Below are 26,538 nucleotides of genomic sequence, written 5' to 3'. Positions count from 1 at the left end.
TTATGGGTGCTGCGTGGTTGGCAGCATTGCTGCGTGAAGTTCTTCAAGGGCGTTCTGGGCAAACAGGGTGATGCCGGCAATGCCGTACGCGCCGGCTTCAATGCAGTGGTGGGCGTTCTGCAGCGTCACCCCGCCCAGGGCAAACACCGGAACGGAAACCGCCGCGCAGACTTCCCGCAAAAGTTCCAATCCCCCGCCGGTTGCGCCGGGCTTGGAGGCCGTTGGGAACAGTGGGCTAAGGGTAATGTAATCCGCCCCCATGTTTTCCGCCAGCAATGCTTCCTGGACGCTGTGGGTGGAGGCCCCAAACGCACGCCGCAAGCACCCGCCACCGCCAGCCCACGACAGTTCCCGCAGCCCCAACGCCGTCAGGTGAAGCAGCTGGGACCCGGGGACCGGATAGGCGTTGCTGATAAGGGTAAGATTGTGCGGTGCTCGCCGCGCAAGCGCGGTGCGGATCAGGTCCTCCACGCCGTCGCGACGGTGGCCGGGGTCGCGGGCCATAAGGCCAAGCCGAACGTCAGGGTTGGCGCGGGCCGCGTCCACATATCGCTCCACATCGGCTGGCGTTTGTGCGATTGCCAGCAGCCGGAAAATTGGTTCCATTGGGGTTATGCTCCGCCGGTATGAATGACCCCCTGAACAGGGGAGGAAGCGGTGGCATACAGTTTTGTGGGGATGCGCCCGGCGTGGTGCGCCAGCCGCCCGGCCTCCACCGCCATTCGCATTGCGCTGGCCATTCCCACGGGGTCGTGCGCGCCGGCCACCGCGCTGTTCAGCAGGATTGCATCGGCACCCAGCTCCATTGCGCGGGCCGCGTCCGATGCGGTTCCTATTCCGGCATCAATAATCATCGGTATCTGGATTTTCTCACGGATAATCTGAAGGTTGTACGGGTTGCGTATCCCCATGCCGGAGCCGATCGGCGCGGCAAGGGGCATCACCGCAGCGCACCCGATGTCTTGCAATTTCATGCAGGTGATGGGGTCATCGTTGCAGTAGGGAAGCACCACAAACTGGTCCCGAACAAGCTCCAAACAGGCTTTCAGAAGATGCTCAACATCGGGGAATAACGTCTCCTCGTCGCCAATCACCTCCACCTTGATGAAATCGGTTCCCAATGCTTCGCGTGCAAGCTGTGCGGTCAGCACGGCATCCTTTGCGGTGTAGCATCCTGCGGTGTTCGGAAGCAGGTCGTAGCGGGTGCGGTCAATGGAGTCAAGGATCGAAGGGGAGTTGCGGTCGCGCAGGTTCAGCCGCCGGATGGAGACGGTGACAAGCTCCGCACCGCCAGCCCGCAACGACTCCGCCATGATCGCGGGGTTCGGGTAGCGGCTGGTTCCCAAAATCAATCGGGAGTTATAGCTGCGCGTGCCAAGTAAAAAGGGGTCGCCGGACATACTGAATGCTCTCTGGTCAGATGCAGAAAAAGTAGAGAAGGAGCGCGAGAGAAAGGTTCTTCGCCATCGTCGGGGTTCAGCGGATGATTCCCCCCGAACTATCCCCCCTGCATCGCTGTGATAACCTCAACCCGATCCCCTTCCTGCAGCTTGTGTGTTGGCCAACTGCGGCGGGGGATAACGGTGTCGTTCACCGCAACCGCAATCCCTTGTTGGGTTGGTTCTATCCTTTGCTGTTGTAGAAGCTCGGCAATGGTTCCGGCCTCCATCAGCGTTGCGGGTTCGCCATTAACGGTCAAGTCCATGAAATCGCTCAGGGGAAAAAGTCTGAATCCATTGGCTGCTGCTTCCTTCCACCACGTGGGCTGCCAGCAGTTGCGCGGCGTACGGGGCGAACAAGATTCCATGCCGGTAGTAGCCCGTTGCAACGGCAAGCCCGGGAATTGGGGTCCAGCCGATCAGCGGCAAGTGGTCGCTGGTGGCCGGGCGGAATCCGACGGTGGTCTCCAGAATGGGAAGCTCGCGGATTGCCGGAACGCATTCCCACGCCGCACGCAGAAGCTCAAACATCACCCCTGCGGTGATCCGGTCGTCGAACCCTTGCTCCTCGGCACTTGCCCCCACCACCAATCGCCCGTCGCTTTTCGGGACCAGATAGACTTCGGGGGTGCGGACCACGTGGTCCAGCAGATGGAGTTCGCGTTGGTCCAGCCGCAGCACCTGCCCTTTCACCGGGCGCAGATGCCGCCCAAGCTCCGGCAGCAATCGCCGCAAAGCGCGGGCCGAGGCACCTTCGGCCAACAGCACGTTCGCCGCAGCAAGGGGCGTTCCGGGAACACCATCCCCCTCAATCTTCCAGATTCCATCAACGCGCTGCGGGTGAAGTTCGCCAACGCCTTCCATCACCCCAACATCCAACCGAACAAGCGTGCGCCGCAATGCTTCGGCCAGCAGTTGGTTATCCACCTGGTGGTCGTATCCCGAACGGATGCCGCCGGCAATCGTGGGGGATAGATACGGCTCCAGCTCGCGCAGTTCGTAGCCGCTGAACCACTCCACCGGAAGCTGCAACCGCTGCTGCTCGGCAAACAGGTGGCGCAGCTGCTCGGTTTGGTCGCGGTCCACGCCAACCACCAGCGTCCCGTCGGTTCGGTAGCCAACCTCCATCTCCGCTTCGGCCTCAAGCTGGCGGATGAACTCCGGATAAAACCGCAGTGCCTCAAAACCAAAATGGAGGGTGTGAGGTTCGGCAACCCGGGCCTCCACCAGCGGAGCCAGCATCCCTCCGGCAGCGGCGGTTGCTCCGTTTCCAAATTTTCCTTGCTCCACAATCGCCACGCGCTGGCCCCGTTGCGCCAGTGCGCGGGCAGCGGCAAGCCCCGCAATCCCGCCGCCAATAACGCACCAATCATAGAGTGCTGTATGGGTCATGGATGATTGAATTTGCTGAGAGATAGAGAGCAGCGCAGGATCACCGATTCCGAAAAGATGGTGCGAATATAGCTGGAGAAATGGGAAAGGATAGAAGGGAAGTGTAAAGGGAAAAGGCTTCGGAAACTGGCGTGGGACGCAGCGGAAAAATCGTTGGAGCCGCACCGCCTGGCTAACAAATCTCAGCATTGATGTGTTAGTAGGGTGGGAGCCATATTTCCAGCCCTCGTCATATCTTCAAGCCCATGAAAGCCCTCCATCTCTTCTTGCTAATGCTGCTGGCCGTTGCCACGCTTCCGGCCCAAACCGGGCAACCGCACACCGTGGGGTCCGATCTGATCCCCAATCGGGTTCTTGTCAAATTCACTCGCGATGCCGCACGCAGCGGGATCACCCCGTTGCTGCTTGGCGGCGTGGCCGCGCAGTTCGGCATCAGCGACGTTCGCCCGTGGCTGAACCCGGCCCTGGTGAAGTGGCGAATGGCCATGTACAAATCCACCAGCCAATCGCAAGAAGCCGGGCTGTTGCGGATTGCGGTGGTGGAGTACTCCGCCAGGGTGGACCCGCGCCACGTTGCGCAATCGCTGGCAAAGCTGCCGGGGGTGGAGTATGCCGAACCGATTGGCCGCCCGCGGCTGCTTCTGCAACCGAACGACCCTTCCCTTGCCGACCAATGGTATCTGGAAAAAATCAGCGCGATGGAGGCGTGGGATAGCGTGCAAGCCGATAGCACCCTGCTGATTGCCATCACCGACACCGGAATCGAGCCGGACCACGAGGACCTTGCCGCAGCAATCTGGAAAAACCCGGGCGAGAACGGAACCGACAGCGAGGGGAAGGAGAAAAGCACGAACGGAAAAGATGACGACGGCAACGGCTACGTTGACGATTGGCGCGGCTACGATTTTTCCGGCTACGACGGCCTCCACCCCGATAACAATCCATCCCCCGCGGGCGAAGGCCACGGGACCGAAGGGGCCGGAATCGCCGCAGGAATTGCCAACAACGACCGTGGGATTGCCGGCGTGGCATACGGTGCGCGGCTGATGTCGCTGAAAATTGCCACCGACGGCGCAAGCCCTGATCTTGTTAACGGCTACGAGTCCATCCTGTACGCCGCCAAAATGGGGGCGCAGGTGATTAATTGCAGCTGGGGCGATGTGGTCCGTTCGCGGGCCGAGCAGGAGGTGATTGATGTGGTGGTTGGCAACTACAACGCAGTGGTGGTGGCCGCCGCCGGAAACAGTGGGATAGAAACTCCGCTGTATCCCGCCAGCTATCGCGGCGTTATCTCCGTTGCCGCCACCGATGAGGAGGACCGGCGCGCATCGTTCAGCCGCTACAATTACTTCGTGGACCTTGCCGCCCCCGGCACCCGCTTGCTAACAACCGACATCGGCAACAGCTACCGCCGCGACGACGGGACCTCCTTCGCTTGCCCAATGGTGGCGGGCGCGGCGGCGTTGCTGATAAAAAAATATCCGGGGCTGGACCCTGAGCAAATCGCCGAGGTGCTCCGCTCCAGCTGCGACGACATCACCGGATCGCTTCCGCCGCAGGTGGTCAATAAATTTGGCGCGGGGCGGTTGAACTTGTCCCGCGCCGTTACCCAAGGCCCAGCGGTGCGGTCGGCGCGGATGGTGGAGTACAAACTGAACGACCAAAATGGCGATGGAATCCCCGACGCTGGGGAGCAGGTCTCCATCCAAGTCACCATAAAAAATCTGCTTGCCCCAACCGATAGTTTGGTGGTTACGATGGAGCAGGCCAACTATCCGACCCTGGTGATTGGCAACAACCGTGTGCGGTTCAACAACTTGGCCACCGGGGCAACCGCAACCTCGGCCACCGGCAACTTCACCCTGACGATTCCTTCGCAGATGGCCGCAAATAGTGAGTTGGTGCTGAAAGTCAGCACCATCACGTTGGACAGGGTGAACAATGATTACATCACCCTCCAGATTTCCCCAACCTACCAGACAACCGATCTCAACAAGATCACCGCAACGTTCAACAGCACGGGGAACATTGCCTACAACGGCTTGAACCGTGGGCAAGGGGATGGCTTCACCTACGGAACCAGCCGCCGGCTGCTGTTCCACGGTGGGTTGGTGGTGGGGTCCGCTGCGGATCATGTTGCCGATGTTGTCCGCGTTGGGGGATTGTCGCAAGGGACCGCACAAGGCTTCCAGATGGTGAAGCCGTATCGGCTGACGGTTGCCCCCGATTCCTCGGTGCAAACGGGCCGAGCACTCTTCAACGATTCGGCGATGCTGAAGGAATCGCGAGTCGGGGTTGAAGTGGCCCTGACCACAACGGAGTATCGCGAGGCGGCTTCGGAGAATTTTGTGATCCTCCGCTACCGGCTGAAAAACATCTCCGGTGCGCCAATCGCCAACCTCCATTGCGGGCTGTACCTTGATTGGGATGTTGGGTTGGATGGCCTGGGCGACGTTGCCGGCTACGACTCCGCATTCCGTTTGGGATACCAGCAAAACCCTGGGATGGAGCAGAATAAAATCTACACGGGGGCGGCAATTCTTGAGGGGGAGGGGAATAACTTCTACGCCATCAACAACGACGACCCAGAGAACGGCGTGCAGGTGGATTTCAGCCCGGCAAAGAAGTGGGGGAAAATCTCCGGCGGACTTGCCCGCACCCTTAGCGACCCTGGGGATGCCAGCATGATGATTGCTGCGGGTCCACTTTCCATTGCCGCCGGCGACACAACAACCGTGGCGTTTGCGCTGCTGGCTGCCCAGGATTTCCAAACGCTTCGCCAAAGCGTGGCGCAGGCAAAAAAGGTGTACAACGGGACCAGCGTTGTTCCGGAAGAACCCGTTGCTTCCCCGTTGCTGCAACTCTTCCCGAACCCTGCTCGCGGAAGTGTGATGGTGGAATGGAGTGATGCTTCGCAACGCCCGGGAGCCATTGAAGTTCACGACCTGTTGGGGCGGGAAATTGTGCGGGTTCCGGTTCCGTCCGGAAGCCAGCGGTTGCAGCTTCCGTTGCACGGGATTCCAGCGGGGCTGTATCGGATAACTCTATCGTCCGGAAACCAGCGTGCGGTGCGGAACTTCATTGTTGAGTAATCGGCCACGGATCTATCATGCTGCTTCCTCTTGTATTCCTTCTCTACTTCGGCCAGTTTTCCGGCGCGTGCGATCTGGATACTGATGTTCAGGGGAATATCATCGTTGCCGATTGCGCAGGGAACTCCATCGTGCTCTTCTCCCCCCGTGGCGACTCGCTCCGAATGGTGGGGGGATATGGAAGCGGGACTTTGCAACTGGACCAACCAATGGCCGTGGCTGCGCGCCAGGGGAACGACCTGTACGTTGCCGACCACAACAACCACCGGGTCCAACGTTTCAACCGGATGCTGGATTACGTCACCACCATTGCCACACGCGACGGCGCAAACGAGCGCGCCCGTTTTGGCTACCCACGCGACGTAGCGGTAAGCCGGCAAGGGGACCTGTTTGTGGTGGATGGCGAAAACCGCAGGGTGGTGAAATTCACTGCGCGGGGAATGTGGGAGCGGACGTTTGGGGACCAAACCAGCGGCGCGGCGCGGCTTGCGGACCCGCAACGGATTGAGCTTGACGAGGCGGACAATATCTACGTGATTGATGCGGGGCGCGTGGCCCAGTTCGATCCGTTTGGCAGCTATGTTCGGGACCTTCCGCTTCCGCCCGAATTTTCCCCGACCAACCTTAGCATTGCCGGCGACACGCTGCTGCTGTCGGACGGCTCCAGCATCCATCTCTACTCCGCAGCCACGCGCCAATGGATAGACCAATTCCCCCTTGAAGCAAAGGACCCCGCCGCCGCGGTGCTGCTTCGCAACGGAATTTTTGTGATGGCTTACGCCACGCGTTGTGGGGTGTACAGCAAGGATGGTTTCTGATAAAAGAGATCGGTAACCGTCCCGATCTAATGCGGGCGGAGTTCCCTCCCATCCCCTATCTTTGCCGCCATGAATCCTATGATGGAATCCGCGTTGCCGCAGGACGCTGCTGTCACCTCGCTCGACATCAATGCGCTGTTGGAGCTAAGCCGATTGCTGATTGAATCGGACAGCCCCGATTTTATCCTGAACAACCTGCTGCTGACGCTGATGGGGAAGTTTGGTCTGGGTCGCGCTGCCGTTGCGGTGGCCGATTCCAACGATCCGCACCTGTTCCACACAACCATCATCAAAGGAGGCGGCGGCGGGCTGGCGGGAAGCCAGTTGCGGCGCGCAGCCACACCGGAAAACAACGGGGAATTTGAGCTTGAGCCAGAGACCGAAGCGATGCTTGAGCGCAACAATATCGGCTACGCACTCCCCTTGCAATTTGGCGAGCGAACGTTCGGGATGGTGCTGCTTGGCAAGCCTTTCACCAACCGCGAGCTTTCCCAGAATGACCTTACGTACGCCGCGCTGGTCCGCACCATTGCCGCCATTGCGCTGGAGGGGTGCAGCGCGCGCGGCTCGCTTCGCCATGCCAACCGGAAGCTGGAGCGGCGCGTGCATCGGTTGCGATCCCTGTTCGAGGCCAGCCAGGAGTTCAACGCGCTGCTGGATCACGACGGCATCTTGCGGCTGTTAGGATACACTTTGATGGGGGAGATGACCATCAGCAAGTACGCGGTGGCGTTGAAGATCGGGGAGGAATACCGCTTTGCTGTCAACCGCTTCCCCCAGGCTCCGCCGACGGAGTGTCTTCCTTCCCTTGCCGAGCGCGGTCCCATGATGTTCGGCCCGGAAGCCGCAACCGATCCGCACCTTGCCGAGCTTCACCAGCTTGGCATCCGCGCTTCGATTCCGATGGAGATGCAGGGGGAGACGCGCGGGCTGCTGCTGATTGGCCAACGGCTGAACCAGATGATGGACGATGAGGACCTGGAGTACTTGGGGGCGTTGACTTCGCTGGCGATTGGCGGGCTGGAGACCGCACGGCTGCTGCAGGAGATGATCGAGAAGAATCGGTTGGAGGAGGACCTGCGGATTGCTGCCGAAATCCAGAAAGGGTTGCTGCCGCTGGTGTTGCCAACCCTCCCTGGCTACCAGATTGCGGCGCGCACAATCCCAACCCAGCAAGTTGGGGGCGACTGCTACGATGCCATTGAGCTTGGGGAAGGGCGCGTGCTCCTTTCGGTGGCCGATGTCTCGGGAAAAGGGACCCCGGCTTCGCTTCTGATGGCCAACTTCCAGGCGGCGTTGCGTGCGTTGGCGGGGCTGAACTTGCCGTTGTCGGAGCTTGCTGCGCGGGTGAACGACATCATCAACGGCAACACCTCGGCCGATAAATTCATCACCGCATTTTTCGGCATTCTGGACCCCAGCGAAGGGACCTTCCGCTACGTGAATGCTGGCCACAACCCCCCTTACCATTTCCACAAAAACGGGACCGACGCATTGGATGTTGGGGGATTGATTCTGGGGGTGATGCCAACGCTGATTCCGTATCAAGTTGGCGAAATCAGCATGGCGCCGGGGGATATGGTGATCCTGTACACCGATGGCGTTACCGAGGCGATGAGCAAGCAGCGCGAGGAGTACGGCGACGACCGGCTGCAGGCGTTGTTCGCTGGCAATTACTCCATCACTGCCGAGCAAGCGGTGGACCGCGCTTGCTACGACATCGCGATTCACACACAGGGGGCGGCGCAGTCGGATGACATCACCCTGCTGGTGGTTAATCGGCAGGCGTAGCCTCCCGCACTCCATTCTCCCATGGTGATTGTCCACTGCTGGCAGGGCGATTCCATTTCCGTGATGTTCGGGACTGCGGTGCCGTTGTTAGGGTAAGGTCGGTGCTTGTCATCATTAGCGCAGGAGTACGCAATGCAGGTTCTGCAAAAAACACACACCATCATTTCGCTTCTGCTTGTGGCGGCTATCCTTGTGATGACTTCTGCCAATTGCCATAATTCTATCACGGATGATAATTCTCCATATTTATCCGGAGACACGTTAGACCCACTACCGTTCCCTGATTCTTTGTACGCTGATTTTTATAAAAAAGCAGCGGCTTCAATAGATGAGCGGCTGGCCATACATAGAAGTTTCAAGAATAGAAAATTCACTAAAACAATCCGGATTCTTGCTTCAATAAACATACTTGACACCTTAACGAGGAATAGCAGCTTATTCGTTTTAAGTTGGGTGCATCTAAAAGATTCATTATCAAATCAATGTTGGGGGCTGATAATTCTTGAACGCCAGTGTGATAGCAGTAGGTGTCAAGGCGGGAGTGATATGTCATCATCAATAGTGGATTATTTTGGCGACAATATAAGATCATTGCCACAAGACCAATATGATAGTGCTTTAATAGATATCGTAAATCGTCCTGCATCCAGAACATTCTTAACCCAGTTAAATGATAGTATAATAACAGCAAAGGAGATTCTCGATTTTGCTAATAGTCCGTCTAGACTTGGCTCCGTATTAACAGGATTTATTCCTCCAGCTATGGAAGGCGAGGAGGAAAGCCTGCATTGCACAGCTAAAACAATCATTCGGGAGCGAACATGGAAAGCAATGACTGGCGATGACCCAAACCACAGCATTCCTGTGGCTCAATTTCTCAGGGAGATGGAGTTGTACAGCAAAATGAATGAATATCATAGCACGGAATAAGCCTGATGAATCCTCGCAAATAAGCTGAAAATGCAAGAATCGTCAGTAATCTGGAAGTTTGTGGGATAACAGGACAATCGTTAAAAAATTCGGGTGAAATGCGCTATCGCAGTCAAAAAATATGCGTTATCAATCTGATGATACTCTGCTTCGTTTGCGGCAGTTGTAAAAACGAGAGGGGCAATAAAGCTTTGCTATACTCATCCCTAAACCCCAATCCTCCAGTGCTAACTGCAAAGCTCAAAGAAAATATTCTTAAGGAGTTCAATGACATAGATGTTGTTCGATATCAGGCGGCGGAGCCAGAAATATTGATGTGGACCCGGTATAAACCGTCGCCTTTTCTTCTTGAATCGCAAACTATAGTTTTAATCTGGGCAAAAGTTGTTGATTCCACGAACAAGCAATATTGGGGATTATTACTGCTGGGGCAAGAATGCGATAGCCTACATAACTGTAGCGAATGGAGCCATTTATATGCCGCCGGATTTGTGGATTCAATGTTGGATTCCCAGCAAGTACACATACGCAAATTCGGTGATAAAAGGGCAAACGATAGCATGAATAAAGCCATCAATAATCTGTACGCAGGATCAAGGAAAATATTTACCTCACCTCCATCTTCTTCAGAAATTATGCGGTTTATGGATATGTGTGAGTGCTATGGCTATCCAATTGTTGAAATTGCGACCCCAACATTTCATGAAAACGTAGATAAGGGAGCTGCTATCCAAACGTTTTTTTCACAGGAGACATGGTATAAAGTAACAGGGGATGATATCAATTCTGTGCTGCCGATTTATCGAATGAATAAGCGCATTGAAGACTACGAACGCATCCGTGATCTGTATGAAAAATGAGCAATGGCTCCGGTTCGTTGGGACGATTACCGGGGGAATCCCGGCGCGTTGAAATTCCTCAATTTCCCCATCCATCACTCCATTTCCATCATCGCTCGCAAGCGCAGGCGGGCGGCTTCGGTTCGCTTCCCTTGCTGCGTTAGCGACTCGTTCAACATCTCCAACACTTCCTCATCCTCCGGCATCATTGCGTGTGCGCGGCGGAGCAATTCCTCGGCACTGGCGGGGTCGGCCTCGCGCAGCAGGCCGGAGGCTACGCGGAGCGTTGTGGAGCGGAGCAGATGCTCGAAATCTTCGCGGGCGGCCTCGAACAGCTCTTCGTACAACGTTGGGAAGGGGACCTCGCCGTGGGTAAGTTCTAACGCTTCCATCACCGCAGGGAAGGCGCGCCGCAGTGCCCCATCGCGAACGGCGCGGGCCGCATCACGAAGCAAGTGGCGCGCCGTCAAAATATCCACCCGAACGGCCTGAAGGTTCAGCATTGGCGTTTCCCCTTCGGTGCGGATTACCTGCTGCCCCAGCAGTTCGCGTAGCCGGAAGACCGCCGCGTTCATCGTTTTGCGTGCGTGCTCCGGGTCCCCCTCGCCACCGGCGGCAAGGTGGCGGAACTCACGCGGCTCCAGCGGTTGCTTCTGCATGGCGTTGGCAACCATCAGCCCCAGCACGGCGCGCAACCGCCCGCCACGAATCGGTATCACCCTCCCGTCGGGAAGAACCGCCTCCACCGTCCCAATCATCTTCAACAGAATTTCTTGCAAGCCATGGTCGGCCGGGCGGCGTTGCTCGGCAATGGTTGCGGTGCGGTCGCGCCACTGTTTCAGCTCCTTCTTGCCCAGATACTCCTCCCCAAATTGCTCCAAGAATGGGAGCATAAACGCCCACAGTTCCCGCGTGCTTAGCCAGTCCATCACCCTGCCGAACAGCGCGGCGGCTTGGCCATGCAGGCGTTTCCGCAGCCCGGGGTCCATTTCCCCAATAAGCTGGAATGCCAGCCGCAAGAAGATCAAGTCGGTTAGGCGAAGGATGTTCAACTCCATCTGTTGGAACAGGATGGCAATGGCCGGGTCCGCTTCCGATTCGGGGGATTGCAGAAGCGCAATCAGCCGTGAGATGTCGGGGGGGAGCAATTCTTCGCTTCGGATTCGGTGCAGGATGGTGGCGCGTTCGTCGCTGGTTTCGGCGGCCAATGCAAGAACATCGGGGAACAGCTGCGACCGGTCCAAGGTGCGGCGGGCGATGCAATCCCGCAAGGCCGCATCGTCCCCCAAATGGACGTACAGCTGCGGGAGTATCAGCCCCACAAACCGCCGGAAGCCGTCGCGAATGGGCGCGGGCGTTTCGGCAATCAGGCGGTCCACCTCGGCTTCAATCTGGCTGGGACTTAGCCCAAACCCGGCGCGCAGATGAAGGCGCTTCAGCCGGTGGGAGTAGTAGTTGGTGAGGATGTGGTGCGATTTCAGCAGCGGGAGCAATCGCTCAAGAAGCTGCAACGCATCGTTGGCCTGGCCGATGTTGTAGTAAAAGGAGACCACCCGCGAAAGCGTTTGCGGATCGGAAGCATGGACCGAATCAAGCAGCCGCTGGCAAAGCTGGCGTCGCTTCTCCAGCTCCAGCGGGTTGGAGAATGTGTCCAGAAGGAACGGGGCAATCTCGCGCCAGCATCGTTCTTTGAATTCTTCATCAAGCCCTTCCACCTCAATCAATGTTTCCACCTCCCGCTCTACCGCGCGGATAATCGCATGGTCCAGTGCCGAAGACTGCGCAAGCTGGCGAAGGAAGTTGATCCAATCGTGGCCGCGCCGCAACCTGGGGTGGCGTTCAACAATGCGCAAGCCTTCCTGCCATGTGTCGCGCCGCTGGGCGTAGTGGCGCATATTCGTGATGGCGTGGATGGTGGCAAGCCCGTTCAGCCGGTGCCGGGCAACGGCCTCCGATTCCGCGCCTTCGGTTAGCTGAAGGTAGTGCTGAACATCTTGCTCGAATTGGTCGGTGTAAAGCTCCAGCCGACGGGTGCGCAAGTCGGTGGCGATTAGCAGAAGCTCGTTCTCCTGCTGCTGGCCGCTGCTCCATCTGCTTGCGAACGCCTGCCGGATCGCTTTGCCACAGTTCAACAGATCGCGCCCTCCGGTCTCCAGCAGTGCAACGTTCATCCATCTTGTTCTCTCCATCATTGCCGCAACTCCATCGTAAGCCTCTTCTGCGGAAATGTTCAGCTGGTGAGCGATTGGAGCAAGGAGCAAGAAGGGTTGGAAAGAATAGAGAGGGAGAGGAGCGGTGCAGAGCTTCCAGAGAAGAGCGGGAAGTGATTCGGTTTTTTCAGTTGGGTGGACATCAGTTGGGTGAGCATCAATCAGGTGGTGGTGAAGCAAGGTGTGGGTGAAAGAAAGCGGGGGCTGGCTGCTGCCGCCGTTGCCGCCAGGAATCGGCGTTGACCCCGCAGCGGCTTGGCTGATGATGCCGCGATACCGCAAGGTCCGCACTGCTTCGGCGGCGTTCCCCTCAATCACCATTTCGGCTGCTTCCGCCGAGAAGATTTCGCCAAGCAAGGCAAGCTGCCTGGCGTTTGCAAGCTCTTCGGGTGATAGGTGCGCCGTCATTCCGTCGGCCAGCAGCGTGACGCTTCGTTGAACCGATGCAAGAAGATCGGCGGTGGAAAGCCGCACGTAGGGGACGCTTCCCGGGGAGCGTTCTTCGCGCAACGCTCCGGTCATCGCCCCGCGCAATGCCGAGCGCACCGCAAGGGGATTCCCAGAGGTTGCCCCTTGCAATGCCTGCATGGACGGGACCTCTATTTCTTGCTGGAACAACGTGTGCCACATCTGCCGGACCGCCGCGCCGTCAAGGCCATGCAGGGTGATCTCCGTGTGGAGCCAGCGTTCCATCACGCCACGCGCACCCATATCCACCGGGCGGGCGGCGCACAGGATGGGGAAGGTTTCATCGGCAAGGGCATCAAGCAGTTGGGCGAACTCGGCAAGGGAGCTTCCCGCCAGAAGGTGAACATCCTCAACGGCAAGCATCATCGGGCGCAGCCGCGAAAGCCGCCGCAACGCATCGGCAACCGAAGGGAGGTTCGGCTCGGGGTCGGACCGAAGGATGGCCGAGGTGGAAGGCGCAACAGCAAGGGAGCGGGAGAGGAGGGCGATAAGGGATGTGGTGGATTCGGGATAGACCTTCACATGGGCAACAATCCCCGCGCGTGCGGCTATCCGCGCCGCGATTTCTTCAATCAATCGGCTTTTCCCCTGCCCCGCTTCCCCAATCAGCAGCGCAAGGCGAAGCCCGTCGGCCTGCACGGTTCCTTCCCAGAATTGCATGATCGCCCCCACCTCCCGATCGCGCCCCACAAACGGAAGCACGCCACGATTGAGGAAGGAGAGAAGGGGGTCGGTAGATGGATGAGTTCCCATGAAGGTTCGGTTCCCAGTAGTTGAAAGCGGCATGCTATCTGCCTATGCTTTTGGAAGGGGGAACAACCTACGGATTCGGTGGCGAATCATCACGGCGCGGCGGAAGTTCGGCTGCGTGCCAAACCTTTTGGTAGCTCATCAGCCGTTGCTGGTGCAGCTGGATTGGTGGGGATAGCAAGCGGCTATCGTTCCGCCGCCGATTTGGAGTGTGTAGAGGGATGGAGGGTTCGGAGCAACGTGTTGCTGCTGAAGAAGCGGAGGGATGGGGCACTCGTATGAAGCGGGCTTCCCTTTCCGTTCCCAACTTCTAACGCTTCTATGCTTGGTTTTGCGGCGGTGGAAGTCGTAGCTTCGCGGCTGCAACGCAACAGCGATTGCACGATCCGCACAGCGGATCAACGGCCAAACGATCAACCAAGCACTGACTACCGAACATTTCATCCGATGCTACGCGATACACTGCTTGCCCTGTTTTGCACGGGCTTCTTCCTGTTTCTGTTTCCCGGTTGCGAATCCAACCCAACCCCGCCCCCCACGCCGATTGACAGCTCAAAGCTGTTCCAGAACATCCCCCCAGGTTCCAGCAAATATTTGGTGCGTGTGGTGGAGCTAAATCTGAACCCCAAAGCCCCCGACACCGCGGAGTTTTTTGTGCTGAAAAATTTCGGCACCACCATTGTTTCGTTGAATGACTGGTTGATTGTAAGCCACGATGGTAGCTACCGATTAAAATTAGATGAGTGGCAGCTTCTTACAGGGCAGCTGTATCGGAAGATCAGCTTGTTCACCGACCGTCCCCGCGAAACGGGCGACACGCTGTACCTGCTCGACAAAGACAAAGGGGATACCATCCAGACGATTATCTACGGCCCGCTTCCGAAAGGGGAACCTTACCGCCTGTGATGGGTGTGAGTAGGCGGTCTTGCTTGCCGTCTGCTGCTGGGGTTATCGTTTGGCGCGCCGCAGCAGCAGGGCCTTGCGGTCGCGCCCCTTCTTGCGAAAATTCCTTGCAGGGATTGCAGACCTCCCCGAGGATGCTCCGGCGCGGCAAATGGCGTTGTACGGTATTGCCCCGCACGGAATTGCCCCAACCATGCCGAAGAAAAAGAACGAGAGATGGTGTGGCGAGATAGAAAGTGTAGTAGGGAGTTCCATCGGTCTGGAGAATGGGTTGTTGCTGGTTCACACATCGCGGAAACCATCCGGTTCCGAACGCCAGCAAAACTACCTCCCCGCCACGCTCCCCACATGGCCCAAAGGATACACTGCGGGGTTGATAGTTGCAGCTCCGGCAGTGGGACGGAAATGGGTGATGTTGAGAGGCCTTTACTCACCCGCGCTCCCCGCCTCCTCTCTCCGTGACTTCAGTTTGGAAAAGGGGTAGCCGCAGGTCTTTAGCCTGCGGTGCCATCTGTAGCCTGCGGCGCCTACCAACCCCGCTACCGCAGTCGCCCCCACCCCGCCTCCCCCAATGCTGGGGGAGGGGCTGGCAGAGGTGGTGTGAAATCCAGAGAGAAAAAGATCAACAGCCGAACCTAGTTCCCCCCAGCATTGGGGGGACGCGCAGCTGCTTGCGGCGAAGCAGGGAGGCGCGGCGGAATCCGCCAATTCTCCGACACTTTCAACAACCACGTCCCACAATGAACGATCTCCTTCCCGATACGCCGCCGCCCATTCCGTTTGAGGGATTCAGCGCGAAGACCTTTCAGTTCCTGCATGGGCTGAAGGAGAACAACAACAAGCCGTGGTTCGATGCCCACCGCGCCGAGTATGAGGAGCATCTGCGCCAGCCAAGCAAGTCGCTGGTAAGCCAAATGGCGGCCCTGTTTGCCGAGCATGGGCTGCCGCTGATGGCCGACCAACGCCGCTCGCTGTTCCGCATCAACCGCGACATCCGATTTTCCAAAGACAAATCCCCCTACAAAACCCACATCGGCATTGCATTCCTGATGGAGGGATTGGGGGAAGGGGAGTGGTTCGGTTGCTATTTCAGCTTCCAGCCGGAAGGGGCGCGGGGGATTGATAGCTACTGTGGCGGCGGGGTTCATCAGCCCTCGGCACCCGCGCTGAAACGGCTGCGGGAGCGGATTGCCAGCAACCACCAAGAGCTGGCGCAACTGGCCAGCGATTCAGAATTTTTGGCGGTCTATCCAAACGGACTGCGGGGGGAATCGCTGAAGCGGATGCCGAAGGGATACGAGGAATCTCACCCCGCCGCTCCCTATCTGAAACTGACCAGTTTCGAGTTCGGAGCCAAGCTGACGCAGAAGCAACTCACCAGCCTGGAGCTTCCGCAGACGATCCTACAGCACTGCATCGCGGCAATGCCGTTGTTGGAGTTTTTTGCGGAGAAGTAATCGGCGCAAGCAAGCGCGTTCGGGCCCTACTCAATCACCCCCATCTCCCGCGCTTTGGCAATGGCTCTGGTTCGGGTGTCCACCCCCAGCTTCTCATGGATATTGTGGATATGCCGTTTGACGGTTCCGGGGGCCACGAACAACCGCTCGGCAATCTCACGATTGGAGTTTCCCCGCGCCACCAGCTGCAGGACCTCGATCTCCCGCTGGCTAAGCGGGTCCAGCAGGAACTGCGTGGCGATTGCTGCGGCCCGCACTTTCCCCTGGGCCGGTGTGCCGCTGGGCTGCCGCTGGGGGAACGCCCCCAACAGCCGATCCAGATAATCCACCATCCCCCCTTCCCCTTCGCGCCCAACGATTTTTTTCCGCAAGCGAAGAAGCAGCCCACGCATGGCTTCCCCTTCGTCAACAAAGGTGCGGGTGTAGCGTTCGGGTTGGCCAAGCCGGAGCGCGCGTTCCAGCAGGGGCAAGGCTTCGGGTTCGTTGCCGCACTGGCAATGGGCAATGGCCATCAGGTTCAGCAGAACAATCAGGTTGCCGTCGCGCCCTTCGGTTTCGGCAAGCTGGGCAAGCTCGGTAAGGATGGTGAGGGCTTCGGCATATTCCCCCGTGGCAATCAGCACGCGGGCAACGGTGCGGCGCTCCACTTCGTTGTAATCAATCCAGCCGCTAAGCTGCCATCCATCGTTGGGTTGGCGGTCCAGGCGTGGGCGTTTTTCCTGCATCCATGCTGCGGCGGCTTCAATCTCCCCCCGTTCCAAATGGAGCCGCGTGCGGAAGGTTGCCAGCGGCGAACGGATCCAATCGGGGACGCTGTATCGGTGGGCTAAATCGTCGGCAGTGGCCAGCGTTTGCAGCGCGCCTTCGTCGTCGCCGGTGGTGTGTTGCAGCCGCGCAACGGCAACGTAGCCGTCGCGCTGGGTTAAGATTTCGCCGCTTAATTCTGCCAGGCGAATTCCTTCGCTAAGGTGGGTCCGCGCCTTCTCGATGTTGTTCCACTCATATTCCAGCTCCCCAATGCTTAAGTGAACAACGGCGGTGGAAAGGTTCGTGGTTTCCTCACTGGCTTCGTGCCGGGCAAGCTCCAACCCCTGGTGGCACCACTCCATTGCCTGCTGCAATTTCCCATGAATCACCTCCAACCGCTCCAACAACCGGATGGAAGCCAATGCCGCGTACAAATGCCGCGCCGATATGCTAAGCGGCAACGCCTCCAAACAGGCAGCCCGCGCCCGCTCCACGTTCCGTTGCAGCAGATATGCCAGCGCAAGGTTCAGTTTCACCGCGCCGCGTGCGCCAAGCTGCTCAATCGGCAGCATCGCCAGAGCCTGCAGTGACAGGGCAATCCCTTGCTCGGCACCGCCGTTGATCCGCGCCATAAAAGCATGAAGGGCAATGATATGCCCGGCATACATGCGATGCTCTTGGCGATGCTCTTGCGGTGGCAGCATTGCCAGTGCGCGCTCGCCATCTTCGATCCGCTTTGGGGCTTTGGAGATTTGCCCGGTGAAGATCAGCACCCAAGCGTAGATCACCGAAAGCCCGGCGTTCTGCTCAATGGCCGACTCCGGAAGCATCCGAAACCACGACAGCAGCAGCGAAAGTTCGCTGCGGACCAACTTCTCTTCGGCATAGCGAAGCACGATTTTCGAGGCTGCGGTGGCATCGTCGGCGGCAAGGAAATGGCGGATTGCCTCGGTCAGAAGGCCTTGCTCCTGATACCACAGTGCAGCGCGGTGGTGAAGCTCCGGAATGATTTCCGGGGACCCCGCCGCAAGCCGCGACCGGAGGAAATCGGCGAACAGATGGTGGTATCGGTACCAGTATCGCGCCTCGTCCAACGGCATAATGAACAGGTTCACTTCCTCCAACGTTTGCAGCCGCGCCGCCCCCCCTTCGGTTCCGGTGACGGCATCGCACAGGTGCCCGGTTAGCCGGTCCAGGATGGAGGTCTCCACCAAAAAACGCTGCACGGCTTCGGGTTGGCGGTGCAGCACCTCGTCGGCAAGGTAATCCACAACGTGGCGGTGGCTTCCGGTGAAGGCTTGGATAAATCCCGAAGCGTCGCTGCGGTTCCGGACCGAAAGCGCGGCAAGCTGCAACCCGGCAATCCATCCTTCGGTGCGCGACTCCAGCGCGGCAACGTCGTTGGCGGCAAGGTCCAGCCCCATCACTGCGTTCAGAAACGCAGCAGCTTCATCGGGGGTGAATCGAAGGTCGCCGGAGCGGATTTCGGTTAATTGGCGGCGGCCACGCAACCGCGCCAGCGGCAGCGGCGGGTCCACGCGGCTGGTAAGAATAATGTGGCATTCGTCCGGCAGATGGTCCAGCATAAAAAGCAGCGCGTCGTGGACCTCGGGCGAGTCAATCGTGTGGTAATCGTCCAGCACCAGAAGCATCTGCGTGTTGGCTTCCAACACGTCGTTCAGCAGCGAGGTCAGCACCCCTTCGGGGGTTCCTTGCGGCGATTGCAGCAATCCCAACGCGGTTTTCCCAACGCGCTGGTCCAGCCGGTGGAGCGCGGCGGCAACGTAGCGGAGGAATCGGCGCAGGTCGTTATCCCCTTCGTCCAAACTCACCCAACCAACCATCCGTTCGGTGCGCCACGCCCATTCGCTTACCAACGTAGTTTTGCCAAACCCCGGCGGGGCCGAAATCAGGGTCAACCGGCTTTGAAGCCCTTGATCTACCAGCGCAAACAGCCGTTCCCGCTCAACAAGGTTCGGTTGTGGGCGCGGGACGTACAGCTTGGTTCGCAGCAGCGCAAGCGTTGCGGAAGTGGCGAAGTGTGCAAAGGTTTCTGGCATTGGCGGAGCGTCATCATGGGAAAAAATCGGGGCAAATCTACGGGAAAGCCATTTCTAACCGAAGCAAAGAATATCCAGATGCGGGCTGGGATTATTTTGGGGATCGTTGTGGGCAATTGGGCATTTTTCACAAAACCAGAACACTCATGCAACACCTTCTTCCCGAACTCCAATCCTACCTTGAGCAGCTTGCCGCGATTGACCACCGCGTGCAGACCTTGCTGCAGGGCATAACCGAACAACAACTGAATTGGCGGCCAGCCCCGGAACGGTGGTCGGTGGGGGAGTGCGTGGACCATCTGACGGTGACCGGAACCCGATTGCTTGAACGGATTGAGCCAGCAATCGCCAACGCGAAATCGGCGGGGAAGCTATCGAACGGTCCCTTCCGCTACGGTCCAATCAACCGCTGGTTTATTCGGACGCTGGATGAGAAGGGGGCAAAAAAAATCAAGACGTTCCCCATCTACGCGCCATCGGCAAGCAACAACAAGGAGCAGGTGGCGGATGAATTCAGCAGGTTCCATCGGCGGCTATCGGAAGCGATCCAGAGCGCGAACGGGGTGGATCTGAAATCCACGAAAGTCCGCTCGCCAGCGGTGCGGCTGCTGAACCTTTCGTTGGGGGCGTGGTTTGCCGCCACCCTGGCCCACGAACGCCGCCACCTTGCGCAGGCATCGGGGGTGATGCAGGAACCCGGATTCCCCACGCTATCCGAATAGCGTTGCGGCGTGCCGGGTGGACGAGAAAAGAGAGAGTGTGTGAGTGAGTGCCGATCCTGCTGGCAAAGCTACTTCCCGCCACCTCCGCCGCCGATGGAAATGCCGAACGAAACTCCATTCCATGCCGGGGTTAGTCCGCCGTTGTTCACCGGCTTCCCATCCTGCTCCCACGAGGGCCGCGACGGCATCACCCCCCACGTTAGCCGCGCCGCAACCACGAACCCGCTTCTGGATCCATCGGCCTCTGCCGAGCCAAGGAAATGGACCAGCCCAACGCCAATCGCCACACGCGGGGCCGCGCCGGTGTAGGTTCCAACTCCACCGGGGGCCACTGGGTTTCCTTCAAAGAAGGGGAGCGAGTCGGTTTGGTTGTTGTGATACTCAAGGGTGTAGCCGTAGTAGCCCCCTTGCAGGTAAGGGAACACCAGGGTTTGGCCATCGTTCACCACGGCGTAGCCAAAGTCCAGCCCGCCGCCGCCGCCGCGTAAAATATACTGGTCGCGAGGGGAGCCCGGGGGCATAATGGATTGGGATTCGGGATAGCGGACCATCTCGCCGCTTCCCCCCACCAGATACCGCTCGCCAAACAGCAATCCACCGCCAGCCGTCAAGATCGTCCCGGTTTCGAAGAACTCGCTGTTCTGGTACAAGTACGGCTCCCCGTCCGGTTTGGCGGGGACGAAGCTGGCAAGGCGGCGTGAGAACGCGCCGTTATCGTGGGCGGTTAATCCGGCGCCAACGGTTCCAAACCATGCAGAGTTGAAGGGGACGGAAACGGGCGAAGCCGCAGGCTGCGCGCCCATCTGCTGCGCCAGCAACGGGAGCAGGCAGAAGGGGAGGAGCATGATGAGCAAGCGAGATTGATTCATGGCCAGATCGGTAACGTTCGGCTGAATGGAAGTGCTGGGGCGAATATAACCCCGTTCCCCCCGAAGACCCGCAAAGGGAGCAAGAATGAACGGGGGGAAGAGCGGGTGAACGGCGTTCCAACGGCGTGCTTGGCTATCGGTAGCCTGGCGCGCCGTTCTGGTATTGGTGCAGAATTGAAAGGGGGGAAATGAAAAGTTGAAATGAGAAACTGAGTATGGAAACGGAAGTGATGCGGGTTCTGCGGGGCAACTGATGCGCTGCTGAAATCCACTGATGCGTCCCCCCCTGCTTCTGGTGCGCCCTGCCATTACCTTGTCCGGCAGATTCCAGCAAGGTACAGGGACAACGCCACGATCATGCGAAATGGCTGCCAAGTAAACAGGGGCGAACCGAACCTTTTTGCAGCAGACATGACACCAGCAACCGTGAGTCTTCCCGCCAACATTTCAGCCATTGAAAACCTTCGGTACTGCGCCAACTGTGGGCGGTTGGTCAGCTTCTGCGAAACCGGGCAATGCTTGGCCTGCAACGGCCAGACAAGCCCGCCACGCTGCAACTGCGGTGCATGGATAGATCATCCAATTGCATGGTTCTGCACTGCTTGCGGGGGGCGATTGCAGGGGCGGGGCTGAAGGTGTCGGAGTTAGCAACGCAACAAGGCTTCTTTAACCAAGAGGACCTGGTCAGCCGAGGATGCAGGCAAGGGGCACTTTCTGGAATTGACGTAATGGCCGATAGCAACGAAGCTACAGAAGACTGCTACAGAAGGCTATCGGCTGGTAGAACCCGGCATTTCAGCAACGTCAATGATGATCCCAGCAACACGCCGCTGGCTGATTCCCTTCCTGTGGGGGACCGCCAGCATCATCGCATCAGCGCAACCAACCCCCGGCATTTCGCCAAGCCCAATGTCCGATATCTACGGCCACATGGGGGTTGGGACCTTGCGCCCCGACATCTCCGCCGCGTTGGATATCACCTCCTTCCATGCCGGGTTGCTGTTGCCACGGATGACCGCCACGCAGCGGAACGCCATCTATCAGCCCGCAACCACTCTTCTGATTTTTAACACAACAGCAAACCAGTTCGAGTACAACGCCGGAACGCCGCTGATCCCGAACTGGGTCCCGTTTTTGTCGGGGATCAATATCAACAACGTTGGATGGTCCCTTACCGGGAACAGCGGGACGAACCCGGCAATCAACTTTGTGGGCACCACCGACCCGCAGCCGCTGGTGTTCCGCACCAACAATATCGAGCGGATGCGCATTGCCCCAAACGGTTCGTTAGGGGTTGGAACTCCATCGCCATCCCCTTCGGCAGTTGCCGATTTCTCCTCTTCGTCGCAGGGGGTATTGCTCCCCCGCGTGACAACCACCGAACGGGATAACATCGCCGGGCCGGCAACCTCGCTGATCCTTTTCAACACCACCACGCAGCAGTTCGAGTACAACGCCGGAACGCCAGGCGCGCCGAATTGGGTGACGTTCGATGGCGGGATTTCCGGGACCGTTCCGATTCCCTTCGAGGCCACCACGCTGATGGTCAACAACCCACTGGTGACCGCCGGGGCCAACGTTGTAATCTCCATCTCCGATCCCAGCGGGCAGACCATCACCGCTTCAGTAACCTCCATCACTCCTGGCGTTGGCTTCCTTGTGACGTTCGGTGGATTCTATCCAACGGCAACCGGAAGCCTGAAATATGTGATTGATAAATAGCAGCAGACCGTGGCCAACCTCAAGCCAGACCTGTGTAGAGGCAGGGGAAGACAACCAAAGGTACAGACATCAGAAAATGAGCTAAAAGACGGCTCACTGTTCAATACACCAATCAAACAGAGGTACGCACCAATGAAGGCAATGAAAACACTTGCAGGGATGGGAATTGCCCTGATCGGACTCACACTGTCGGTTTCGGCACAGACACCATTCAGCAGCATCAAACTTCAGCAAGGTGGGGGAACGAACCCATCGAACGGCCTGATTATGCAATCGAATCCGGGCGACTACGTGACCGGAAGCGGCGGCAACGCAACCATGCGGTTTGCACGCCCAAGCAGCACCGGCGTGTTGCGCGGGACAAGTTTTGGCAGCGGCATTTTGGACGTTGCTGTTGGGGCGGTGAACTTGGCATCGAACGGTGCCGGCGGCGACGTCACCGGCACGCTGAACATCAGCAATGGCGGAACGGGGCTGGCCACCACGCCAACCAACGGCCAACTGCTGATTGGCAACGGCACCGGCTACACGCTGGGGACCATCACTGCCGGAACCGGAATCACGGTGACGAACGCAGCTGGCTCCATCACGATTGCTGCCAGCATTGCAAACACCATCAACTCCCGCCGCTTTGGGCTAACCGACGGGCAAGATGTGTACACCGGGGTTGCCGCGCCAACGGGCTTCACGCTGGCAGCGGGGTCGGTGATTACAATCACCATCCAAAATGGAACCGATGGAACCCAATACTGGGCCACCATCACCGGCGTTGACACCGGAACCAACACGTTCAGCTTTGCTTTGAACGGCTTGCCGCCAGCAAACTGCACGGCTAACATCATCTGCATGAATCCGTAAGTCGGCGTCACCATCGGCAGCATTATCATGGACTGATGCTCTGCGGGTTTTCCTCTTTCTCCTTCCAACGCGGAGCATCAGTCCGGTATATGCCGGCAATAGCGATGCCGAAATTTTTTGCGCGAACTTTTTCACACCGACAGCACCAGCAGCACATGAGGCAGCACGAATATCTTCGATCTATCCTTCCGGCGTTTCTGGCCGTGGCGATAACGTTGGGGGAAGCCGCGGGGCAAACGCCTACGCCGTTCAACCCCGGCATTCAGCTGCAGGACAACACCGGCAAGCGGATCACCTTGCGCAGCCCTTCCGGCGGCATCGGCAGCAATTACACCGTGGAGATGCCGGCCGCCGGGCCGGGAATGGGGGCATTGCTGTTCACAACCAACGGCACGGGGACCACAAACTGGTTGAGCGCAGGGGCCGATGGGGCGATCCTATCACTTTCCGGAGGGGTGCCTGTGTGGGCCGATCCGGGGACGTTGTTGACGGGAACGTACGTTCGCTACAACGTGGCATCGGCGCAGGTGACTGCTGGAGCAAGCAGCCGGTTGTTCGATGTTGCCTACAGCGCGCTGGGGTCGGGGACGGCTGCGCTTGGGGCACGGATAGCCTCAGAAAGCGGAGCCAACGCAAGTGCCAGCGGGCTTTCGGTACGTGCGGTGGCCAACGGCACGGGGACGGCGACGGGATTAAGCGTGGAAGCATCGGGCGGGGGGACGAACTACGCAGCGTTGTTCACCAGCGGCAAGGTTGGAATCGGGACATCCACACCTATTCCATTTATGGAGATTTCCGCGCCGACCATCACCAGTTCTACCCAGACTACCACGGATTGGACCCCCTCGATTGGATTGAAGTTGTCGCAGGTAATCAATCCTTCGGCAGCAACTGGGGTGGGGTATCATGCGGTTTCTGCGTTCGATAGCGTCGCGGTTATCGGAACCAGCAACCTTGCCTCGGGAACATTCATCGGGCGATTCTCGAACATCCGCAACTTCAATAACAACGCCATTGCAACGCTTCGGGCATTTCAGGGGAACGCGGTGCAGGCTGGAAGTGGAACCTTGAATGAAGCTGTTGGATTCTACTCCAACCCAGGGTTAACTGGCATCGGCACAGTAACCAATGGAATAGGGTACGCGGCGATCATTACCAATGGAGGTGGCGGAACAATCACCAATGCCACCGGCGTATCGGCGCGCCCATTTATCAGCAGCACCGGAAACATCACAAATTTTGTTGGGCTACGTTCCATCGAGCCGTTTATCGCCGGTAGCGGGACGGTTGCCAATTACACTGGCGTGCATATCGAGGATATCAACCCCGACGTGGTGGCGGGCAACCGGCGCGCATTTTTTTACGACGGCACAGGGAAGAATCGCCCAGTAATTATTGAAGGGAACGGGGATATCGGCATCGGCACATCGGCACCGGTTTCGTATGTGGAGATCACCACCCCCGACATCACCGACCCAACGCAAACCATCACCAGCTGGACGAACTCCATTGGTGTGAAAACTTCGCAGCAGATCAATCCATCCGGCGCAACCAGTGCTGGCTACCACGCAACAATGGCGTTCGACAGCACAGTGGTTGCTGGCACGGCAAGCATGGCGAACGCAAAGGCAATCAGCCGGTTTGTTCGCTTGGCCAACCACAACACATCCACCGTTGCCGAGCTACGCGGGCTTCAAGCCAATGTGAACCATGCTTCCTCTGGAACCTCGACACTTACCAGCGCCCTCTATGGCCAAACAGTGATGTCCGGAACGGGGACGATGAGTTCGGCCAATGGGGTCCAGGCTCTGGTCACCAGCTCATCGGGCGGGACCGTGACGACGGGGCGCGGATTGCTTACCGGTCCCACGATTGAAAGCTCGGGCAACATCGGAACATTTATTGGCGTGCAAAGCCAGCAGCCATTAATCACCGGCACCGGTGCGGTGCAAAACTACACTGGCATCCAGGTGGATAATATCCCCAGCACGGTGAGCGGAACGCGCCGCGCTTTCTATTACGGTGGGGCCGTGCCGTTTGTGGTGGAAGGGGATGGCGATGTTGGCATCGGTACGGAAACCCCGGCCGCACGCCAAGATATCGTGCTGGAAAACAGCACCACCAACGTGATTGATAACGTGCTTCGGATTGAACACGCCTCAACCGGAACACCTGCTGCGGGGTTCGGCTCGGGGATTCAATTTCAGCTTGAGTCTAACTCCACAGCAAACCAAGATGCCGGGCGCATTGCCACCATCTGGACCACCGCCACCAACGCAAGCCGCACCAGTGCGATGACGTTCGCAACCGTCAACGCCGCAAACGACATTGCCGAGCGGGTCCGCATCGAAGGTGACGGCGATGTGGGCATAGGAACCACCGCACCAAGCGCACGGCTTGATGTTGAAATATCCAGCGCGACCGTTGCCGAGCTGAACCGCACCACCAGCGATGGGACAATCCTCAGCATTCGCCAAGATGGAACCGAAGAAGGAACGATTTCCGTTGCGGGGACAACCGTTTCCTACAACGCCTTCACCGGTTCGCACTACGCCTTGCCGGAAAACGAATCCGACGCGCAGCAAGGAATGCTGGCCACGCTTACCGGGAACAATCAATATCTGCGCGATAATCCCAATGCCGAAATCCTGTACGGCGTTGCCCTTTCAACCCGCCCAAACGACCCCCGCATTCTTGGCGCGTTTTTGGCGCGGCAGGAGTCCACGCGGAAGCTGGATAAAGAAAACCCTTTTTTGGTGATGGCGGTTGGCAACGGAGAGATGTGGGTGACCGATGAAGCTGGGGCAATCGCGATTGGCGATTACCTTATCTCTTCCTCAACCCCCGGCCATGCCATGCGCGACAACGGGCGATTCGACACCAGCTACATCATTGCACGCGCTGCCGAGCCAGTGGATTGGAGCCACGTTACCGGCATCGAAAAGCAAGCAAAACGGAAGAAGATTTCCATCCTGTTTGAAAACTTCACACGGCTTAATCGCCCCACTGGCGCAGCAACCGGCGACGGCAGCGGACGCGTGGAAGAATTGGAGAAACAGGTGAAGGCATTGCAAGCGGAGTTGGAAGAAGTAAAAAAACTGCTGCGCGGAATCCGAATCGAGTCCAAACCCGATTGGAAAGGAACGCAGTTGCGGATTGACAATCCCGATTTACGAGCAAAGTGATGCGTGCCTTGCTGGCAGCACAAAGCTGGCAATGCAAAGCTGGCAGCACAGAGTTCCACAGTGAGTGATTCCCAGCAATCCCGGCCACAATCGAAAGCGGCTTCGCCGGTTTCACCACGTGCTCTGTACCTTCAGATCGCCACGCTGATTGCGGGGGCGGCCTTTGCCGGCCGCTCCCCATTCTGCCTTTGCCGGCTCATTATTTCGTGAACTGATGCCGCGATTGGCGCGATACCGATGCGGCAACCCGTTTTTTACATGATCGAAGCACCGTGGTGCTGCCACC

19 protein-coding genes are annotated in these 26,538 nt (G+C 58.5%); 11 read left to right on the top strand and 8 right to left on the bottom strand.

Translation table 11 applies throughout. The features are described from left to right. From IPM61_03640 to thiO, 4 genes are all read right to left on the bottom strand, one after another. Complete coding sequence (locus IPM61_03640; GenBank protein MBK8910399.1) at positions 1 to 606, bottom strand: thiamine phosphate synthase; 606 nt, start codon at positions 604 to 606, stop codon at positions 1 to 3. 5 nt (positions 607 to 611) lie between these two features. Beyond that, entirely contained in the window at positions 612 to 1,400 is a 789-nt protein-coding gene (locus tag IPM61_03635) for a thiazole synthase (protein MBK8910398.1), read from the bottom strand. A gap of 98 nt (positions 1,401 to 1,498) precedes the next feature. After that, the gene (gene thiS / locus IPM61_03630; GenBank protein ID MBK8910397.1) at positions 1,499 to 1,705 is read right to left on the bottom strand and encodes a sulfur carrier protein ThiS; all 207 of its coding nucleotides are present in this window, start codon (positions 1,703 to 1,705) and stop codon (positions 1,499 to 1,501) included. After that, positions 1,689 to 2,831: a glycine oxidase ThiO gene (gene thiO, locus IPM61_03625; protein ID MBK8910396.1), complete on the bottom strand. Its 1,143-nt coding sequence runs from the start codon at positions 2,829 to 2,831 to the stop codon at positions 1,689 to 1,691. Before thiO ends, thiS begins: the two co-directional genes overlap by 17 nt. Positions 2,832 to 3,076: 245 nt before the next feature. On the opposite strand from thiO, the gene IPM61_03620 reads away from it, so the two are divergent. The 5 genes from IPM61_03620 (at position 3,077) to IPM61_03600 (ending at position 10,322) form a co-directional block, all read left to right on the top strand. Beyond that, positions 3,077 to 5,923, top strand: a complete 2,847-nt coding sequence (locus IPM61_03620) for a S8 family serine peptidase (GenBank protein MBK8910395.1) — start codon at positions 3,077 to 3,079, stop codon at positions 5,921 to 5,923. Between the two features lie 17 nt (positions 5,924 to 5,940). Continuing rightward, on the top strand, positions 5,941 to 6,741 hold the full coding sequence (locus tag IPM61_03615; GenBank protein MBK8910394.1) for an NHL repeat-containing protein: 801 nt from the start codon (positions 5,941 to 5,943) through the stop codon (positions 6,739 to 6,741). A 69-nt stretch (positions 6,742 to 6,810) separates the two neighbouring features. After that, on the top strand, positions 6,811 to 8,532 hold the full coding sequence (locus tag IPM61_03610) for a PP2C family protein-serine/threonine phosphatase (GenBank protein MBK8910393.1): 1,722 nt from the start codon (positions 6,811 to 6,813) through the stop codon (positions 8,530 to 8,532). Between the two features lie 132 nt (positions 8,533 to 8,664). Further along, on the top strand, positions 8,665 to 9,462 hold the full coding sequence (locus tag IPM61_03605; GenBank protein MBK8910392.1) for a hypothetical protein: 798 nt from the start codon (positions 8,665 to 8,667) through the stop codon (positions 9,460 to 9,462). Between the two features lie 224 nt (positions 9,463 to 9,686). Next, positions 9,687 to 10,322, top strand: coding sequence for a hypothetical protein (locus tag IPM61_03600; protein MBK8910391.1), 636 nt, complete (start codon positions 9,687 to 9,689; stop codon positions 10,320 to 10,322). Positions 10,323 to 10,396: 74 nt separating this feature from the next. Here the strand turns inward: IPM61_03600 and IPM61_03595 are convergent, their stop codons facing one another. Beyond that, positions 10,397 to 13,732, bottom strand: coding sequence for an AAA family ATPase (locus IPM61_03595; protein MBK8910390.1), 3,336 nt, complete (start codon positions 13,730 to 13,732; stop codon positions 10,397 to 10,399). A 444-nt stretch (positions 13,733 to 14,176) separates the two neighbouring features. Between IPM61_03595 and IPM61_03590 the strand changes: the two genes are divergently transcribed. Then, positions 14,177 to 14,635: a hypothetical protein gene (locus tag IPM61_03590; GenBank protein ID MBK8910389.1), complete on the top strand. Its 459-nt coding sequence runs from the start codon at positions 14,177 to 14,179 to the stop codon at positions 14,633 to 14,635. Between the two features lie 42 nt (positions 14,636 to 14,677). Here the strand turns inward: IPM61_03590 and IPM61_03585 are convergent, their stop codons facing one another. Then, a complete protein-coding gene (locus tag IPM61_03585) occupies positions 14,678 to 14,887 on the bottom strand; it encodes a hypothetical protein (protein ID MBK8910388.1) in 210 nt (69 codons plus the stop codon). A 485-nt stretch (positions 14,888 to 15,372) separates the two neighbouring features. On the opposite strand from IPM61_03585, the gene IPM61_03580 reads away from it, so the two are divergent. Next, positions 15,373 to 16,089, top strand: a complete 717-nt coding sequence (locus IPM61_03580; protein ID MBK8910387.1) for a DUF2461 domain-containing protein — start codon at positions 15,373 to 15,375, stop codon at positions 16,087 to 16,089. A 26-nt stretch (positions 16,090 to 16,115) separates the two neighbouring features. Here the strand turns inward: IPM61_03580 and IPM61_03575 are convergent, their stop codons facing one another. Continuing rightward, positions 16,116 to 18,896, bottom strand: a complete 2,781-nt coding sequence (locus tag IPM61_03575) for a tetratricopeptide repeat protein (protein MBK8910386.1) — start codon at positions 18,894 to 18,896, stop codon at positions 16,116 to 16,118. 146 nt (positions 18,897 to 19,042) lie between these two features. On the opposite strand from IPM61_03575, the gene IPM61_03570 reads away from it, so the two are divergent. Further along, positions 19,043 to 19,618, top strand: a complete 576-nt coding sequence (locus IPM61_03570; GenBank protein ID MBK8910385.1) for a DinB family protein — start codon at positions 19,043 to 19,045, stop codon at positions 19,616 to 19,618. A gap of 68 nt (positions 19,619 to 19,686) precedes the next feature. On the opposite strand, the gene IPM61_03565 is transcribed toward IPM61_03570, so the two are convergent. After that, complete coding sequence (locus IPM61_03565; protein MBK8910384.1) at positions 19,687 to 20,487, bottom strand: hypothetical protein; 801 nt, start codon at positions 20,485 to 20,487, stop codon at positions 19,687 to 19,689. A gap of 807 nt (positions 20,488 to 21,294) precedes the next feature. Between IPM61_03565 and IPM61_03560 the strand changes: the two genes are divergently transcribed. The 3 genes from IPM61_03560 to IPM61_03550 all read left to right on the top strand — a co-directional run bounded on the left by IPM61_03560 (position 21,295) and on the right by IPM61_03550 (position 26,252). Further along, entirely contained in the window at positions 21,295 to 22,209 is a 915-nt protein-coding gene (locus tag IPM61_03560; GenBank protein MBK8910383.1) for a hypothetical protein, read from the top strand. Between the two features lie 141 nt (positions 22,210 to 22,350). Continuing rightward, positions 22,351 to 23,067, top strand: coding sequence for a hypothetical protein (locus IPM61_03555; GenBank protein ID MBK8910382.1), 717 nt, complete (start codon positions 22,351 to 22,353; stop codon positions 23,065 to 23,067). 155 nt (positions 23,068 to 23,222) lie between these two features. Beyond that, the gene (locus IPM61_03550; protein ID MBK8910381.1) at positions 23,223 to 26,252 is read left to right on the top strand and encodes a hypothetical protein; all 3,030 of its coding nucleotides are present in this window, start codon (positions 23,223 to 23,225) and stop codon (positions 26,250 to 26,252) included. The last annotated feature ends 286 nt before the right edge of the window (positions 26,253 to 26,538 follow it).

The organism is Chlorobiota bacterium, assembly GCA_016710285.1.
Lineage (GTDB): Bacteria > Bacteroidota > Ignavibacteria > OLB7 > OLB7 > OLB7.
The sequence above is the reverse complement of the archived record's forward strand: the minus strand, read 5'-3'. Positions and strand labels throughout refer to the sequence as shown.